Annotated in this window: 15 protein-coding genes and 2 rRNA genes (1 of these 17 only partly in view); 11 read left to right on the top strand and 6 right to left on the bottom strand. The window is 32.6% G+C overall.

Going from position 1 to position 15,732, the window contains the following annotated elements; translation table 11 throughout:
• Nucleotides 1–121 precede the first annotated feature (121 nt).
• The 3 genes from KM029_RS24220 to KM029_RS24210 all read left to right on the top strand — a co-directional run bounded on the left by KM029_RS24220 (nucleotide 122) and on the right by KM029_RS24210 (nucleotide 2,847).
• Nucleotides 122–1,768 carry an FAD-dependent oxidoreductase gene (locus KM029_RS24220; protein ID WP_144076376.1) on the top strand — a complete coding sequence of 549 codons (1,647 nt, stop codon included), beginning with the start codon at nucleotides 122–124 and terminating at the stop codon, nucleotides 1,766–1,768.
• 89 nt (nucleotides 1,769–1,857) lie between these two features.
• Nucleotides 1,858–2,421: a YeeE/YedE family protein gene (locus KM029_RS24215; RefSeq protein WP_144076375.1), complete on the top strand. Its 564-nt coding sequence runs from the start codon at nucleotides 1,858–1,860 to the stop codon at nucleotides 2,419–2,421.
• A 3-nt stretch (nucleotides 2,422–2,424) separates the two neighbouring features.
• The gene (locus KM029_RS24210) at nucleotides 2,425–2,847 is read left to right on the top strand and encodes a YeeE/YedE thiosulfate transporter family protein (RefSeq protein ID WP_144076374.1); all 423 of its coding nucleotides are present in this window, start codon (nucleotides 2,425–2,427) and stop codon (nucleotides 2,845–2,847) included.
• 86 nt (nucleotides 2,848–2,933) lie between these two features.
• Here the strand turns inward: KM029_RS24210 and KM029_RS24205 are convergent, their stop codons facing one another.
• Nucleotides 2,934–3,143, bottom strand: a complete 210-nt coding sequence (locus tag KM029_RS24205) for a hypothetical protein (protein WP_144076373.1) — start codon at nucleotides 3,141–3,143, stop codon at nucleotides 2,934–2,936.
• A 553-nt stretch (nucleotides 3,144–3,696) separates the two neighbouring features.
• Here KM029_RS24205 and KM029_RS24200 point away from each other — a divergent pair.
• From KM029_RS24200 to KM029_RS24185, 4 genes are all read left to right on the top strand, one after another.
• Nucleotides 3,697–4,221: a TlpA family protein disulfide reductase gene (locus KM029_RS24200; protein ID WP_144076372.1), complete on the top strand. Its 525-nt coding sequence runs from the start codon at nucleotides 3,697–3,699 to the stop codon at nucleotides 4,219–4,221.
• A gap of 16 nt (nucleotides 4,222–4,237) precedes the next feature.
• Nucleotides 4,238–4,888, top strand: coding sequence for a thioredoxin family protein (locus KM029_RS24195; protein WP_144076371.1), 651 nt, complete (start codon nucleotides 4,238–4,240; stop codon nucleotides 4,886–4,888).
• Between the two features lie 170 nt (nucleotides 4,889–5,058).
• The gene (locus tag KM029_RS24190) at nucleotides 5,059–5,841 is read left to right on the top strand and encodes a glycoside hydrolase family 25 protein (protein ID WP_158631208.1); all 783 of its coding nucleotides are present in this window, start codon (nucleotides 5,059–5,061) and stop codon (nucleotides 5,839–5,841) included.
• 91 nt (nucleotides 5,842–5,932) lie between these two features.
• Nucleotides 5,933–6,631 carry a hypothetical protein gene (locus KM029_RS24185; RefSeq protein WP_144076369.1) on the top strand — a complete coding sequence of 233 codons (699 nt, stop codon included), beginning with the start codon at nucleotides 5,933–5,935 and terminating at the stop codon, nucleotides 6,629–6,631.
• Nucleotides 6,632–6,811: 180 nt separating this feature from the next.
• On the opposite strand, the gene KM029_RS24180 is transcribed toward KM029_RS24185, so the two are convergent.
• Complete coding sequence (locus tag KM029_RS24180; RefSeq protein ID WP_144076368.1) at nucleotides 6,812–7,210, bottom strand: DoxX family protein; 399 nt, start codon at nucleotides 7,208–7,210, stop codon at nucleotides 6,812–6,814.
• A gap of 366 nt (nucleotides 7,211–7,576) precedes the next feature.
• On the opposite strand from KM029_RS24180, the gene KM029_RS24175 reads away from it, so the two are divergent.
• The gene (locus tag KM029_RS24175; protein WP_144076367.1) at nucleotides 7,577–7,969 is read left to right on the top strand and encodes a hypothetical protein; all 393 of its coding nucleotides are present in this window, start codon (nucleotides 7,577–7,579) and stop codon (nucleotides 7,967–7,969) included.
• 118 nt (nucleotides 7,970–8,087) lie between these two features.
• On the opposite strand, the gene KM029_RS24170 is transcribed toward KM029_RS24175, so the two are convergent.
• Together KM029_RS24170 and KM029_RS24165 are read right to left on the bottom strand one after the other, a co-directional pair.
• On the bottom strand, nucleotides 8,088–9,623 hold the full coding sequence (locus KM029_RS24170) for an arylsulfatase (RefSeq protein WP_144076366.1): 1,536 nt from the start codon (nucleotides 9,621–9,623) through the stop codon (nucleotides 8,088–8,090).
• Between the two features lie 136 nt (nucleotides 9,624–9,759).
• Nucleotides 9,760–12,204, bottom strand: a complete 2,445-nt coding sequence (locus KM029_RS24165; RefSeq protein WP_144076365.1) for a zinc-dependent metalloprotease — start codon at nucleotides 12,202–12,204, stop codon at nucleotides 9,760–9,762.
• Nucleotides 12,205–12,425: 221 nt separating this feature from the next.
• Here KM029_RS24165 and KM029_RS24160 point away from each other — a divergent pair, with 221 nt between their 5' ends.
• The 3 genes from KM029_RS24160 (at nucleotide 12,426) to KM029_RS27085 (ending at nucleotide 13,777) form a co-directional block, all read left to right on the top strand.
• Nucleotides 12,426–13,124, top strand: coding sequence for a DUF2490 domain-containing protein (locus KM029_RS24160; RefSeq protein ID WP_144076364.1), 699 nt, complete (start codon nucleotides 12,426–12,428; stop codon nucleotides 13,122–13,124).
• A 108-nt stretch (nucleotides 13,125–13,232) separates the two neighbouring features.
• Nucleotides 13,233–13,388 carry a hypothetical protein gene (locus KM029_RS24155; protein ID WP_158631207.1) on the top strand — a complete coding sequence of 52 codons (156 nt, stop codon included), beginning with the start codon at nucleotides 13,233–13,235 and terminating at the stop codon, nucleotides 13,386–13,388.
• Between the two features lie 257 nt (nucleotides 13,389–13,645).
• The gene (locus KM029_RS27085) at nucleotides 13,646–13,777 is read left to right on the top strand and encodes a hypothetical protein (RefSeq protein ID WP_260412675.1); all 132 of its coding nucleotides are present in this window, start codon (nucleotides 13,646–13,648) and stop codon (nucleotides 13,775–13,777) included.
• Between the two features lie 126 nt (nucleotides 13,778–13,903).
• Here the strand turns inward: KM029_RS27085 and rrf are convergent.
• Together rrf and KM029_RS24145 are read right to left on the bottom strand one after the other, a co-directional pair.
• Nucleotides 13,904–14,015, bottom strand: a 5S ribosomal RNA gene (gene rrf, locus KM029_RS24150).
• A gap of 123 nt (nucleotides 14,016–14,138) precedes the next feature.
• A 23S ribosomal RNA gene (locus KM029_RS24145) occupies nucleotides 14,139–15,732 on the bottom strand (it continues 1,283 nt past the right edge of the window).

Genomic DNA, 15,732 nt, shown 5'->3' with positions numbered 1-15,732 from the left:
CATTTAATAAATCCTCTATTATTTCTTTAATAGTGTAACAATTGTCACATTTCTCTAAAGATCGGATAGGTAAGTTTGAATCATAAAATTTAAAACAACTAAAAAATATAGATTCAACGAAATGGAAAATAGAAAGCGAATTATCATTATTGGGGGGTTATCTGCTGGTCCTTCTGCTGCTGCAAAAGCAAGAAGAACAGATGAAAATGCTGAAATTATTTTGTTTGAAAAAACAGCAAATATCAGTTACGCTACCTGTGGAATTCCTTATGCTTTCTCTGGTAAAATAAAGGATAGAAATAAACTCCTTGTAGTTAAGCCGGAATTACTTCGTAAAAGATTTAATATAGATGTCCATTTAGAAGAACCTGTAATTAATATAGACCCTGATAATCACACTGTTACTACTTTTAAAGGTGAATATGCCTATGATAAGCTAGTTTATGCTACGGGTGGTTCTGCAATTACTCCTCCATTAAATGGATTAGAGCAATTTGAGAATTGGGCTCATGCAAAAACGATAGAAGATTTTGATAGAATCGTTAAATCAAATGCTCTTGAAAACGCCAATAATATCACAATCATCGGTGCTGGTTTAATTGGGTTAGAAACTGCTGAGAATCTTGTTCAGATTGGCAAAAAAGTAACAATTGTAGAACTTGGAAAACATATTTTAGGTCCTTGGGATAATAAATTCGCTACTATGGGCGAGAAAGTTCTTGAAGACAATGGTCTTCGACTTGAACTAGGTAAAAAAGGAGAAAAAATTGAAAAGGATGGCACTTTACTTTTAAATGATGGTACAAGTATTCCAACAGACTATTTGATCATGTCAATTGGTGTTAAACCAATTACTGAAATGCTAACATCTAAGGGAGCAAAAGCGCTTCCTAATGGTGCATTGATAGTAAATTCTAAGATGGAAACAAATTTGCCTGATATTTATGCAGCAGGAGATTGTGCTTCTATCCCTAACGTAGTAACTAATTCTGAAGGGTGGTTTCCTATGGGAACACATTCCAACAAAGGAGGCAGAGTTGCCGGTGCTAATGCTGTTGGAGCTAATGAACATTTCCCTGGTGGTTATGGTACTGCTATTATGGAAATGTTTGATCATACCATTGCAAGAACAGGTGCAGGTCCTAAAATTTTAGAACGAGAGAATATTCCTTTTGAATCTACTTTTATTATTGCCAATTCTCACCCTGGTTTCTATCCTGGTGGCAAAGATATGTTTATTGAAATATATTATACTCCAGAAACTCATGTAATACTAGGTGCTGAATTATTTGGAGAAAAAGGTGTAGATAAAAGGACAGATGTTTTAGCTACTGCAATCTATGCAAAGTTAACAATAGAGGACCTTCCAAATCTTGATCTTGCATATGCCCCTCCTTTCTCACCAGCAAAAGATCCTGTAATTGTTGCAGGTTTTGTGGCTCAAAATTCTCAGAAAGGACTTTATAAAGAAGTTAATGTTGCTGTAGCAAAAGAAGTTTTTAATACGGATAAAGAAATAACTATCCTTGATGTTAGAAATCCTCAAGAATTAGAAAACACAGGAATCATTCATGAAAACGCTTTAAATATTCCTTTAGATACACTACGTGATAACCTAGAACAAATTCCAACTTCTAAACCTATATATATAACTTGTGCAAAAGGTTTAAGAGGTTATTTAGCTTCTTTAATACTGGCACATAATGGTTTTAAAAACCTTCATAATATAGCAGGTGGTTTTACTGCTTGGAAAAAGATAAATGGCTAAAAAAAACGTAGGAGCTACTAAGGATAATAGCTCCTACTTTAAGCCTAAAACTGTGTTTACTGTGTGAAATCTTTAATTAACGAACAAATATGGAAGGAATTATTCAACCATGGCCTTGGTATATTGGGGGACCAATGATTGGGGCAGTCATGGCATTATTGCTACTTTTTGGTAAAAGTCTCGGTTTATCATCAAACTTCAGAACAATATGTACTGCCTGTAAAGTTGGAAAAAATACATCATTTTTTCAATTTGACTGGAAAACAGAATCTTGGAATCTTGTTTTTGCTTTAGGTTGTATACTTGGTGGTTTTATAACCCATCATTTTCTAGGTGGAGACCATCTTGCAGGAGTTTCAGATGAGACAATCACTTACCTTCACTCTTTAGGTATTTATTCAGATCCTCATAATGTGCTTCCTAGTGAGTTATTTGGTACAGAAAGTATCTTCTCTATTCGTGGTATTATTATGTTATCTGTTGGGGGGATATTTATTGGATTTGGGTCTAGATATGCCGGAGGTTGTACATCAGGGCATGCTATAAGTGGTTTATCAAACTTACAATTACCATCATTAATTGCTTGTATAGGCTATTTTATTGGAGGAATTTTAATGACTTTCGTATTCTTACCCTTGTTACTAAAAATATAAAAAATGAAAATATCTAAGTTTATAACTTATCTACTTTTAGGTATATTATTTGGAATAATTTTATCTAAATCAGAAGCCATTTCTTGGTATAGAATTCAAGAAATGTTTAGGTTTGAATCATTTCACATGTATGGGTTAATTGGTTCTGCTGTAGTTACTGGTGCTCTTTGTATACAGTTTATAAAACTGTTTGAAATAAAAGATTTTGATGGGAATAAAATAATCATTCCTCCTAAGAAAAAATCTATTTGGAGGTACCTTTTAGGTGGAATATTTTTTGGTTTAGGTTGGGCTCTCGTTGGTGGCTGTACGGCTCCAATGTTTATCCTGATTGGCTACGGAAAATGGTCGATGTTAATTGTACTTTTCTTCTCTTTAGTAGGAACATATATTTATGGTCGAATTCGAGATATTTTACCTCATTAATTGATCATAAAAACAAAAAAATATTGACTTAAAAAAATAGAAGCTAAATTAAATTAGCTTCTATTTTTTTTGTAAATATTCCAACACTAATTTCCATTTCTTAAATACCTCCTAAATGGTTTTTCAGGTGATGGAATAATACCAGTTGTTTTAGAAAACTGTATTGGCACAGCTTGGACTTTCTCTATACAATAATTCTCTTTTTTATCTTCGTGTTTCATTCCACATATCATGATAGTACTTAATAGTAAGAGTAAAGAAAAAAATCCTAAATAAAAGTAGTTTACTTCTTTCATATAAAACTTTGGGGTTGGTCTTATAATGAATATAGATCATTTTCTTTAATCCGAAAAGACTATCATAGATGAATGCAATTCTTTAATCTATAATTTCTACTTAATTATTAAAATGATATAGAAGGTCATTTTGATTAATTGTCCTGGCATGAACTACATTATTCTTTTTTTCTTTATTTCTAGTCAATTGTTCATCTACTAAGACAGTTAGCGTGATCATAAACAATGTTAGCAGTGATAAAATTAACAACCTTGATCCCGAATTTGATTTGTATTTTGACATTTCTAATTGCTTTTGATTTATCCTTCATACAGTCAAAAATCACTAAAAGTTGATCTTACTTGAATCCATAATGTACCAAATAAAACATAAATCAATTTTTCTTAAATTTTGAGAGCATTTACTACACTCATTTTTGTTCAACTGCTATTAAATCATTGATTAAAAATCACATAACAATCAAAATTATAAAAAATAGAACTATTACTTATTTATGTAACATTAAAAGAAAAAGACTAACTTTATTGTAATATCAACATTCATTATAATCAAATGACAAAAAAACTTCTCTTGGTTAGTATAAGTATCATATTAATTACTCTAATAGGTTGTAAAAAAACTCCTCTTAAATTAGTAGCTGATGAATATATTCCAACCTCGACACAAACTGTTTTAAAGTTTAATTCTTTTAAAAATTTAGAACCCTTATTTAAACATGAAGACGATACTGTCAGAATTATTAATTTTTGGGCAACATGGTGCAAACCTTGTGTAAAAGAGTTACCGTACTTCGAACAAGCAAACACTTACATAAAAGAGCATAAATTAAAAGCTAAAATAATTCTAGTTAGCTTAGACATGGGTGAAAAAAATCTTGTTAAGTATATCAATAAAACAAAGCTAACTTCTGAAGTTATTTGGTTAGATGATGCTGACGCTAACGTTTGGATTGAAAAGGTAAACCCTACCTGGGATGGTGCAATTCCTGTTACTCTTCTTCTTGAGAACGGTAAACAAACATTTCACTCTACAGACTTTGAATCTTATGAAGATCTTAAATCATTTATTAAACTGTAAATAAACTATGAACAAAATGAAAAGTATAATTCTAGCACTTGCCATTTTTGCGGTAAGCATGTCGTGTTCTCAAAAGCAAGAAAGTAAAAACACTACTGCTGAGACAAAAGCCGTTGAGAAACATGGATTAAATGTAGGAGATGAAGCTGTAAACTTCAACTTAAAAGGAATAGATGATAAATCATTATCTTTAAATGGATTAGAAGGTAACAAAGGTGTTATCTTAATATTCACATGTAACCATTGTCCATATGCTGTAGCTTATGAAGATAGAATAATTGCATTGGATAAAATGTACAAAGAAAAAAGTTACCCTGTTATAGCCATTAATCCAAATGATCCTTCTGTACAACCAGAAGATTCTTTTGAACTAATGAAGCAAAGAGCTGAAGAAAAACAATTTACATTCCCTTATTTATTTGATAATGGTCAGAACATCTACCCTGCTTATGGTGCTACAAAAACTCCACATGTTTATCTATTAAATAAAGAACAAGGAAAGTATATTGTAAAATATATTGGAGCAATTGATGATAATTATAAAGATGCTGACGCTGCTAAAAAACATTTTGTTCAAGATGCAGTAAATGCTTTAATTAACAATCAAGAAATTACAACAACTACAACTAAAGCTGTTGGCTGCTCAATAAAAGCAACAAAGGCTTAAAGAGAAAGTAGAATAATGAGAGGTTATTAATCACAATTAAAATATCTCTCATTATTCTGTTCTTTATATATCAGTTCTCATTATATTTGCAGCTGCAAACTGATTATATAATATTCATGTCTAAGAAAGTTAATATTCTCCCATTTTCATCCTTTATCCTACTTTTTTTCATGGGATTTGGACTTTACCTAAAAGTAAATCCAGAAGCATATAAATTATTTGCTCCATATATTAGAAAATCATTAGACGTTGCATTAAACGTTAGAGATTTTGTAGAAGTACCGTTTTACAAAAATGTTGTTGGTTATGGTGTTAAACTACCAGAGAAATATAAAGTTCATGGCATAGATGTATCGCATCATCAAAAATTAATTGACTGGGAAAGAGTTGCAAATATGCATGCTCAAAATGCGAGTATTAAATTTGCCTACATTAAAGCTACAGAAGGAGCTGACCATAAAGACAGACATTTTGATAGAAACAGGAAAAATGCAAAAGAAAAAAACATATTATTTGGGCCATATCACTTCTTTAGACCTCAAACATCTGGAACTCAACAAGCCGATTATTTTATAAAAACAGTTGGCAATCTTTCTGCTAATGATCTCGTTCCTGTTGTAGATGTTGAAGTGACTGATGGTGTTGATCCTAAAATAATGAGAGACAGGCTAGCAGATTTTGTTTTACTTGTTGAGAAAGAATGGGGAGTAAAACCTATGATTTACACTGGAGACTCATTTTATAAAGATTATTTTAAAGGACATTTTAAAAAATATCGAATTTGGATTGCCAATTATGGTGAAAAAACTCAGGCTCCAAAAAATAGATGGACAGTCTGGCAACATACACAGTCTGCAAGCATTGATGGGATACCTAGTAAAGTTGATATGAATGTTTTTGATGGTGATTGGGAATCTTTCAAGAAATCATTAATAATCGGGCTTCAGAAATAGATTCTAATAACACTACAAACACTTTAACTTTATTTGATAAAATAAGCAGATTGAATTCTATAAATTTGTAAAATAGAAAAACATATAGTTTATGATTACAAATTTTACGATTCTACGAGTTATTAGCCTATTCCTAGTTACCCTTTTATTTTTAGGATGTAATAAAGACTCGTTGTTAGATGAAGAACCTATTCCTGAAGGGAATATTTCTCTATTAATTAATTCTGTTACCTCTGGCAATACACCAATAAATAGTGAAAGCTTTGTTTTAACAGACGCAATACTAGGTATCGGAGGCATTAAATTTAATGCAGAAAATCAATTAAATAATAAATATGATTTTCTTGGTCCCTATCAAAGTAATATCATTTCTGGAATAAGTAATCCAGATTTAGGTTATACAATACTACCACCAAATTTATATTCTTCTGTATCTATAGATATGTCTACAAATCTAGAAGATTCTCTTTCTAGTAAAAACATGAGTATTATTGCCAATGGTAAATACTTCCCGAATGGTGTAAATGTTTATCATTTCGTATTCAAAACAGATGAAATTGAAACAATTAATGTTGTTTTTGATGATATATTAGAAGTAGATTCTAATACTATTTATAAACTATCTATTGTATTCGATTTCTCGATTTGGTTTACAAATGAGGATTTTAGTAAAGCAGATATTTCTGATGACAAATATATACTTATTGATAAGGTAAATAATTTTGATTTATATAATAAAGTAATAGAAAGAATTCAAAATTCTGCTCATCTGTTAAAAGTCAAAATGTAATATAAATAAATCTTTTTTTGACAAATTAACGATAAACGCTGTCGTTATAAAACCTATAAATTGGAATCAAATTATTAAAGATCATAATCGATGTGATACCTACAATTGTAGTATCACATACCAACTTCCAATCATGTTTATTTTAAGCTATTACACCTCGGTTATTTAATCGGGGTGTATTTATTTATAGGACATTGGAAGTTTATCTTTTCCAATAAAATACCCGAGTGCAATTAATACAAATTGAAATAAGAACCTTCCTATAGCAATTGGCATTACACCGATATACGGAGGGTCTTTGAACAAATCAAGAAAGTGAATAGGTAAAAATAATATCATTAAAATACAAAATGATAAACCACCGATTTTATAATAACTACTAGAAAATAGTAAAAGTGCTATAATCACTTCAACACACCCTATTAATATATTTATCCAATATTTGGGTAAAAAGTCAAATATCCATGGATTATAAAATTCCGGATGTAAGTAATGGTTAACTCCTCCCATAAATAACAAAACTCCTAAACCGTACCGTACTGTTTTATTAATTGATGGTGGTATTTTTTGATTGCTCATTGTATTTTTTAGTTTTTATAAGAGAACTATTGAAAGTATAATTTAAACATGATATATTACTATAATCATTCACGCTTTAGATTCTTATATAATTGCATTTGAGTGTAATATTTTAAAATAATTATACCACAAGTACAACCAATCATATTATTTTGTTTTAAATATATTAATATTACAAGATATAATATCTTAACAACATTAAACAAGAAATTAAAGAAGTAGACTAATTAGAAGACATGGAATTGTACTTTTCTAATTTAATGAAGCATGTTTAGATGAATAACATGTTAATATTATAATCGTGTGGTAGTCCTTCACTATTTTTGTTAGGATAAGAGATTGTAACTATCTTAATTGTATAAAACGATGAATTATTTTATTTCAACAAATTCCTCCTTTATAAGATTAACATTAGAGGGGAAGCCAAATGAACGGCAATTGCTAGAAGCAATTATAAAAGCCAATGATGCATTAATTAATGCAAGCCTTACCATTGTAATGATTGATAGTCTAGGTTTAACCACACCTATTAACCTTTCAACTAAATATTCTGTAATATCTCAACTTGGTAAATATAACATAAGCAGAAAAACCACAGTTGTAGCTGTATCAAATGCATCAAAGGCAGAAACAGTAATTGTTGAAAATGTAGCTTACAACAGAGGTTGGAAAATTAAATATTTTAAAAACATAGATGCCGCAAAAACTTGGATTGAAGATTACAACAGCATCAATGAAAACACAAAATCTGTAATTTAATAACTACTAGAAAATTGTAAACTACTTATACTTATTTTGACTACAAAACATAAACAATAAAGCCCGATTTTGAAATTAATCAAAATCGGGCTTTATTATAATAAATTCAATACTATTTCTAGTTCTGAGGCTTAGACTGTAAAGATTGTAATACTTTATCAATACCTAATGAAGAACCTTGAACAGGAGGAAATTCTTTGAACGTAGCTAGGAACTTACCAGTAAATTCTTGAGCCGGTACAAATGTCCACATATTGTCAGCAAACCAACGTATATAAAGAGCAGATTTATATGATACTTCATATGGATCAGCTCTTAAATTAATTAAGATTGGCCATGATGGAGTTTTTCTATAAGCAGTGTTTATTGCACCTTCCATAATTGCAAAGTGTAATTTCCAATCTTTGTATCTTAATGCATTTAAGTTACCTGCAGCATCAAAGTAGAAAATTTCATTTCTTGGTGCTTCTTTAACATCTCCTTTCCAGAAGTCCATTTGATTGTAACCATCTAAATGTACTTTAAAAGTTTTATCACCAGCTTTGTAACCAGTTAATAATTTTTCTTTTACATCTGGAGCTCCAGCAGCAGCTAAAATAGTTGGCATCATATCTTCATGAGAATAGATATTATTATCAATAGTACCTGGTTTAATAACACCAGGCCATCTGATTGCACATGGCACACGGAAACCACCTTCCCATGTTGTTCCTTTTTCTCCTGCAAAAGGAGTAGAACCACCATCAGGCCATGTAAATTTCTCAGCTCCGTTATCCGTAGAATACATAATCATTGTATTATCAATAATTTTCAATTCCTCTAACTTCGCAAGTACTTTACCAATTGCTTTATCGTGCTCTACCATACCATCAGGGTAGATACCAATACCAGTAACCCCTCTACTCTCTTCTTTTAAGTGAGTCCAAACGTGCATACGAGTAGCACTTAACCATACAAAGAAAGGTTTACCTTCCTTATGTGCTTTTTCTATAAATGCAATTGCTGCATTTGTGAATTCATCATCTGCAGTTTCCATTCTTTTTCTTGTTAAAGGACCAGTATCAGAAACACGGCCATCAGAATAAGAATGAATTACACCTCTTGGTCCATATTTTTTATGGAAAGCAGGATCTTTTGGATAGTAATATGTTTCTGGCTCCTCTTCAGCATTTAAATGATAAAGGTTACCAAAGAATTCATCAAAACCATGATTTGTAGGTAAGTGTTCATCTCTATCACCTAAGTGGTTTTTACCAAATTGACCAGAAGTATAACCTAATGGTTTTAATAGTTCAGCAATTGTAGGTTGATCATCTTTTATACCTTGTTTAGAACCAGGCATACCAATTGTAAGTAAACCTGTTCTAAATGGGTGTTGACCTAAAATAAAGGCAGCACGACCAGCAGTACAAGATTGTTGAGCATACCAATCAGTAAACATTGCACCTTCATTGGCAATTCTATCAATGTTTGGAGTTTGGTATCCCATCATTCCGTGGTTATATTTACTTACGTTACCCCAACCTACGTCATCACCCCAGATTACTAGGATGTTTGGCTTTTGATTTTTTTTTGATTTTTTCTGTGCATGGGCTGCACTAAATCCGATCAATAATGATATTGACAGTAATAATATCGCTTTTAGATTACGCATTTAAAGTTTAGATTGTTATTAAAGAAAGAATTAATATTAATATGAAATTAATTAATATATATCAATATGTCTAATTAATGTTAGTATAAAAAAATAAAGCTCACTTATTATTAGTGAGCTTTATTTTTAATGAAATTTATTGAGCATTAAATGCAAATTCAATTCGTTCACTAATGTCCTTTAAGTGAGCATTTTCTATTGATAATGAAGAATACTTTCTTAAAGAATTTTTACAAACTTTATTAATTGCAACTAACTCCATTCTAGAAATTGCATTAATATCTGTAGCACTTAATGATTTATCATTTAACTTTTCAAGTAATATATCAACATGTACTCTTTGGAGGTTTCGTCTATAAGTATCAATCTTTAAGCCTCTATTTAATTCATTCCAAATCGATGTTCTTATATCTTGATGAAGATTTAAAACTGTATATGCTTCAACGCCATTCAATGCTTCATTATTAATCATCCTTTTTAATCTATCATCATTTAATAGATTCGTAAGAGTTCTTTTTTGTAATTTCTGAATTTTCTCAACGTTTCCGGAAGCTTCAATCTTTGATAAAATATTTGAATCAATTAACCATTTAGGCGTTGCAAATAACTCTTCATTTAAGAATTGAATCGCCCTTTGTTGTTTATCTTTATCTACTTGAATAAAGATATCACCCTCTTGATCTGTAGTCTTTGGGTAAATTAATACACCACCTACATTATTAGTGACATGCCCCATATATCTATTAAATTGACCAATTACACCATTATAAAGCTCTTCTAAATCTGTGTAAGTACTTCCTTCTACTGAAGTCCATTTGATCAAATTAGGTACAATTCTTTTCAAATTAGCGATACCTAAAGTACTAGCTTCCATTGCATCACTTCCTAAATCTTCAGTTTGAGCACTTGGATCAATAACACTTGGCCATTGTTGTGCTCCATACCTAAAGATAGGATCTCCAGCTTTTGCTTTAATCCATTCATTTAAAATTGGCTTTTCTTCTAAAGCTGTTTTGGCATTAGTCAATTTGTAACCATATTCAATAGACCATTTATCGTATGGTCCAATAATAGGATATAAACCAGCACCTTTATCTTCTGGTTGAGCTACATAATTCATTCGTGCATAATCCATAATTGAAGGCGATACTCCATTTTCTTGTACAAATCCAGGTGTTCTTAATTGTGTACAAGTATATGCACAACTTGCTCCCATATTATGAGGTAAACCTAAAGTATGGCCTACTTCATGAGTTGCAACAAATTCAATAAGTTTCCCCATCAATGCATCATCAAATAATGCTTTTTGAGCATCAACATTTACTGCTGCTGTTTGGATTAGACACCAATCTCTTAAAAGCTGCATTACATTGTGATACCATAAAATATCTGATTCTAAAATTTCTCCAGTTCTTGGATCATGCACGTGAGGACCTTGTGCGTTTTGAATAGGTGTTGTAATATATCTAACTACAGAGTACCTTATATCCTCTGGGCTCCAATCAGGATCTTCCTCTTTAGTAGGTGCGTCTTTAGCAATAATCGCATTTTTAAAACCAGCTTGTTCAAAAGACTTTTGCCAAGCTTCTATACCACTCTTAATAAATGGTCGCCATTTCAAAGGAGTCGCTGGATCTATATAATAAACAATAGGTTTTATTGGTTCAACCAATTCTCCGTTGTTGTAAGCATCCCAATCAGATGGTTCTAAACGCCATCTTGTAATAAATCTTTGTTTAGCAGCTTTATGCTCATCTAAACTATAATTTGTTTGTTGTACAGAAAAATAACCAACTCTATCATCATAGTATCTAGGTTGCCAAGGGTTTTCAGGTAATTTCACAAAAGACTGATTCATCTCTATTGAAAGAGTTTTTGTCAATTGATTATCTGGTAATTTATCACCTTTATAAGTTAAAATATGTCTTACTTCTAAGTTCTCAGGAAATACTTTAACAGATTCAATAAGTGACCTCTTAGAATCTAAACCTTTGATTGCAAAGTTTTTTCTTTCCCTTTTTGATAAAGCTCCAATCATTGGAATGTCAGTCGTAAAGAATGAAGTAACATCAATAACTACACTCGTAGAATCTTTACCCAATGCTTTAATATCAAAAGTAGCAATAATAGGTTCAAAATTGTTATTCTTCACCGACTTATAAATAGGCTCGTCTAAACTTGCCACGCTATTATAAGATACAGATCTTAAAAGTACTTTAGTATCTAACCTCTCCCATCTTATTACTTGTTGAGGTCTAGATTTCATACCTGCCCCTCCAAAGTTCAACCCTTGAACATGTCCAGAAATTCTACTAACTACTAGCAACTCATCTCCTAATAAATCATCACTAAGTTCAAAAAAGTATTTATCTTCAACTTTATGTGATGTTATTAATCCTTCCTGCGTAGTGGCTTTATCTGTTATTACTTTGCTATATGGTTTAAAAGGACCTTTTTCTTCTTTAGGTGCCTCTTCAATTTTTCCTTTTTTCTTTTTCTTTCTCTGAGCAGCACAATCTGTCCCTACAAACAAAGTGCAGACAAAAGTCATTAAGAATAATAATGTTAATTGTTTTTTCATTATGGTATTATATCTGTTTCTATAAAGATAATTTATCATGTATATATATATCTTACAATAACATATATTAAGTAACGATAAATAATTGAAATTAGTATTTAATTTCACAATTGATTTAAATTAAACAATTACACTATCTTAACTTTGGATGATATTATTTTAACAAATCGACTAATTATATTTGTTAGGTATTATACATATACAACTACTTCTATAATATCATGAATACTATTTTTCAGAAAAGTAAAATCAAAAATATTCTTCTGCCCTTATTCTTTATTTTTTTTGCATCTGATTTATTTGGCCAAGATATCCTATGGTTACATTATTTCAATAGGTATAAATTATCATATAAATTCTCGATTGATAGTGATATTGGATATCGTCAATATTTTGATGATAATGGAGGAACAAGAGGTCAAATTCGATCTGGTCTAAGGTATGATGTTAGTGATAGATTTTATGTCCGTGGTGGTCTGATGTATGTTAACGGTTCTCGTGCAAATGAGGAATTAAGGTTCTACCAAGATTTTGTATACAACATACCATTTAATGTTTTCACTTTAACACAAAGAATAAGGTTTGAAGAACAATTTTTTGATAGCGATAAAAAAAACTATAGACTTCGATACAACCCTTCAATAAAATTTTCAACATTTTTTGGTTATTGTACACTTGGATGTGAACCGTTTAGTACTTTAAATGATAAGAATTCAAAAATTAGTAGTAATAGGATATACATTGGACTTACTAGACGAGCATACAAAAATATTTTAGTAACGCTTCAATATATAAATGAACGTTCTTACTCTATACCTACAGAAGGCTATATCAATGAATCTAATATGATTCGGGTCAAAATTTCACATGTTATTCATCCATTAAAAACGGGCCCTTTATTTAAAAGAAAAAGTGTTTGAAAAAGAATTTGACATTTATATTAAACAAAATTTAACAGCAAAAACTTACCTCAATAAGTGGCGTATTATAGGTTATATTACACATAATAAATAAAATATAAAGCTACAATGGAAGATTTTGCTACTTTTGATATGAATGATCAATTACTATTAAATATTGATTCTGAAACAATGGATGATGATAATAATTTTGATCAAAATGAATGGGAAACTCAATTAGATTCTCTTGAGAAATATGAATTAGATATTGATGAAGAAATTTAATTACAAAAAATATTATACAATTATGGGTTCATAACAATTATGTTTTGAACCTTTTTTTATGTTCGAAAGTTAAATTAAGCGTTATAATATCATTAATATTAAGTGATATTGATTATCATTTACACTTATTAAGTGTTATTAAGATACTTTTAATACTAATAATTAATAAACTTATACTATGAAAACGAGATACTATTGTTCTTCGTTTTCTCATAGAATTAATAAACACTAAATTTTCACATAAAATACATATTATCATGAGAACTTCATTAAAAGCCAATAGTCAAAATGATCAACAAAATGTAGCTCAATTCAGAGAAATGATGTGTCAAGTTCAACTTGAAATTGAAAAAATCCGAAATTCAAAGGTTGGAAATAAACAGCACTAATGCTTTATTTGTAGACCATAATAGTCCAATAGATACTAATTTATTGGACTATTTTAAAAAAAAAGTATAGCCACAAAAAAAAGGTTAGTCAACATCATGTGTTAACTAACCTTCTATATCTAATGAATGTGGCGTCGACCTACTCTCCCGGGGGTTAACCCAGTACCATCAGCACTGTGGGGCTTAACTGCTCTGTTCGGAATGGAAAGAGGTGAACACCCACGTCATTGACACCATCAATATCTTAATGTCTTTGATTATCGAATCTAATCACTAATCCAAAATAACTAATACTAATCAGTTATTTGACAGTGAAAAGGAAAAACTTTGCTAGCACTCTATTACTAGAGTGCTAACCGTAAAAGAAAAGCTTTTGGGCGATTAGTACTTCTCAGCTGAATGTATCTCTACACGTACACTTGAAGCCTATCAACGTCATCATCTATAACAACCCTTATATGGAAATCTCATCTCGAGGTGGGTTTCGCGCTTAGATGCTTTCAGCGCTTATCCGCTCCACACATAGGTACCCGGCGATGCTCCTGGCGGAACAACCGGTACGCCAGAGGTGTGTCCAACTCGGTCCTCTCGTACTAAAGTCAGAGCCTCTCAAATTTCCTACGCCCGCAACAGATAGAGACCGAACTGTCTCACGACGTTCTGAACCCAGCTCGCGTGCCACTTTAATGGGCGAACAGCCCAACCCTTGGGACCTTCTCCAGCCCCAGGACGTGACGAGCCGACATCGAGGTGCCAAACCTCCCCGTCGATATGAGCTCTTGGGGGAGATCAGCCTGTTATCCCCAGAGTACCTTTTATCCTTTGAGCGATGGCCCTTCCATGCGGTACCACCGGATCACTATGTCCCACTTTCGTGCCTGTTCGAAATGTCTCTCTCGCAGTCAGGCTCCCTTATGCCATTGCGCTCTTCCGACGATTGCCGACCGTCGTGAGGGAACCTTGGAAAGCCTCCGTTACTCTTTTGGAGGCGACCACCCCAGTCAAACTACCCACCAAACAATGTCCGAGCATACGCTCGTTAGACCGTCAAACAGGAAAGGGCGGTATTTCAACAATGACTCCAAAATGCCTGGCGACACTCCTTCATAGTCTCCCGCCTATCCTACACATTCCTGGCCAACGGCCAACGTTAAGTTGCAGTAAAGGTTCATGGGGTCTTTTCGTCCCGTTGCGGGTAAGCGGCATCTTCACCGCTACTTCAATTTCACCGAGCTCATGGCCGAGACAGCGTCCAGATCGTTGCACCATTCGTGCAGGTCGGAACTTACCCGACAAGGAATTTCGCTACCTTAGGACCGTTATAGTTACGGCCGCCGTTTACTGGGGCTTCAATTCAGAGCTTCGTCCTAAAACTAACTCCCCCTCTTAACCTTCCAGCACCGGGCAGGTGTCAGGCTATATACTGAATCTTTCGAGTTCGCATAGCCATGTGTTTTTGTTAAACAGTCGCCTGGACTTCTTCGCTGCGGCCTCTTACAAAGTAAGTAGGCGCCCCTTCTCCCGAAGTTACGGGGCTAATTTGCCTAGTTCCTTAGCCATGAATCACTCGAGCGCCTCGGATTACTCATCCTAACCACCTGTGTCGGTTTGGGGTACGGGATCCAATAATATAATCTTAGAAGGTTTTCTCGGAAGCGTTTCGTATCGTTATCACATTGACCGTAGTCGCTATGTACTGTCTAGTTTCCCCAAGGACTACGCATTTAACTATAGTCCCTATAGGTACACTATTCAACGTGCTATTCCGTCAGCACGCAGATACTGCATCACTCCGTCACTCCATCAGTATTATCGGATGCTCAGGAATTTTGACCTGATATCCATCGAGTATGCCCTTCGGCAATCCCCTTAGGTCCCGGCTAACCCTGGGACGATTAGCGTCGCCCAGGAAACCTTGGTCTATCGGCGGGCAGGTTTCTCACCTGCCTTATCGT

The organism is Flammeovirga kamogawensis, assembly GCF_018736065.1.
In the GTDB taxonomy this organism is placed as follows: domain Bacteria; phylum Bacteroidota; class Bacteroidia; order Cytophagales; family Flammeovirgaceae; genus Flammeovirga; species Flammeovirga kamogawensis.
Note: the sequence above shows the minus strand (reverse complement) of the source record. Positions and strands in the feature narration are given on the sequence as shown.

What these genes read in the sequence shown, in the direction of transcription:
- KM029_RS24220 (WP_144076376.1), top strand. Translation starts at nt 122, where the DNA reads ATGGAAAATAGAAAGCGAATTATCATTATTGGGGGGTTATCTGCTGGT.
- KM029_RS24215 (WP_144076375.1), top strand. Translation starts at nt 1,858, where the DNA reads ATGGAAGGAATTATTCAACCATGGCCTTGGTATATTGGGGGACCAATG.
- KM029_RS24210 (WP_144076374.1), top strand. Translation starts at nt 2,425, where the DNA reads ATGAAAATATCTAAGTTTATAACTTATCTACTTTTAGGTATATTATTT.
- KM029_RS24205 (WP_144076373.1), bottom strand. Translation starts at nt 3,143, where the DNA reads ATGAAAGAAGTAAACTACTTTTATTTAGGATTTTTTTCTTTACTCTTA.
- KM029_RS24200 (WP_144076372.1), top strand. Translation starts at nt 3,697, where the DNA reads ATGACAAAAAAACTTCTCTTGGTTAGTATAAGTATCATATTAATTACT.
- KM029_RS24195 (WP_144076371.1), top strand. Translation starts at nt 4,238, where the DNA reads ATGAAAAGTATAATTCTAGCACTTGCCATTTTTGCGGTAAGCATGTCG.
- KM029_RS24190 (WP_158631208.1), top strand. Translation starts at nt 5,059, where the DNA reads ATGGGATTTGGACTTTACCTAAAAGTAAATCCAGAAGCATATAAATTA.
- KM029_RS24185 (WP_144076369.1), top strand. Translation starts at nt 5,933, where the DNA reads ATGATTACAAATTTTACGATTCTACGAGTTATTAGCCTATTCCTAGTT.
- KM029_RS24180 (WP_144076368.1), bottom strand. Translation starts at nt 7,210, where the DNA reads ATGAGCAATCAAAAAATACCACCATCAATTAATAAAACAGTACGGTAC.
- KM029_RS24175 (WP_144076367.1), top strand. Translation starts at nt 7,577, where the DNA reads ATGAATTATTTTATTTCAACAAATTCCTCCTTTATAAGATTAACATTA.
- KM029_RS24170 (WP_144076366.1), bottom strand. Translation starts at nt 9,623, where the DNA reads ATGCGTAATCTAAAAGCGATATTATTACTGTCAATATCATTATTGATC.
- KM029_RS24165 (WP_144076365.1), bottom strand. Translation starts at nt 12,204, where the DNA reads ATGAAAAAACAATTAACATTATTATTCTTAATGACTTTTGTCTGCACT.
- KM029_RS24160 (WP_144076364.1), top strand. Translation starts at nt 12,426, where the DNA reads ATGAATACTATTTTTCAGAAAAGTAAAATCAAAAATATTCTTCTGCCC.
- KM029_RS24155 (WP_158631207.1), top strand. Translation starts at nt 13,233, where the DNA reads ATGGAAGATTTTGCTACTTTTGATATGAATGATCAATTACTATTAAAT.
- KM029_RS27085 (WP_260412675.1), top strand. Translation starts at nt 13,646, where the DNA reads ATGAGAACTTCATTAAAAGCCAATAGTCAAAATGATCAACAAAATGTA.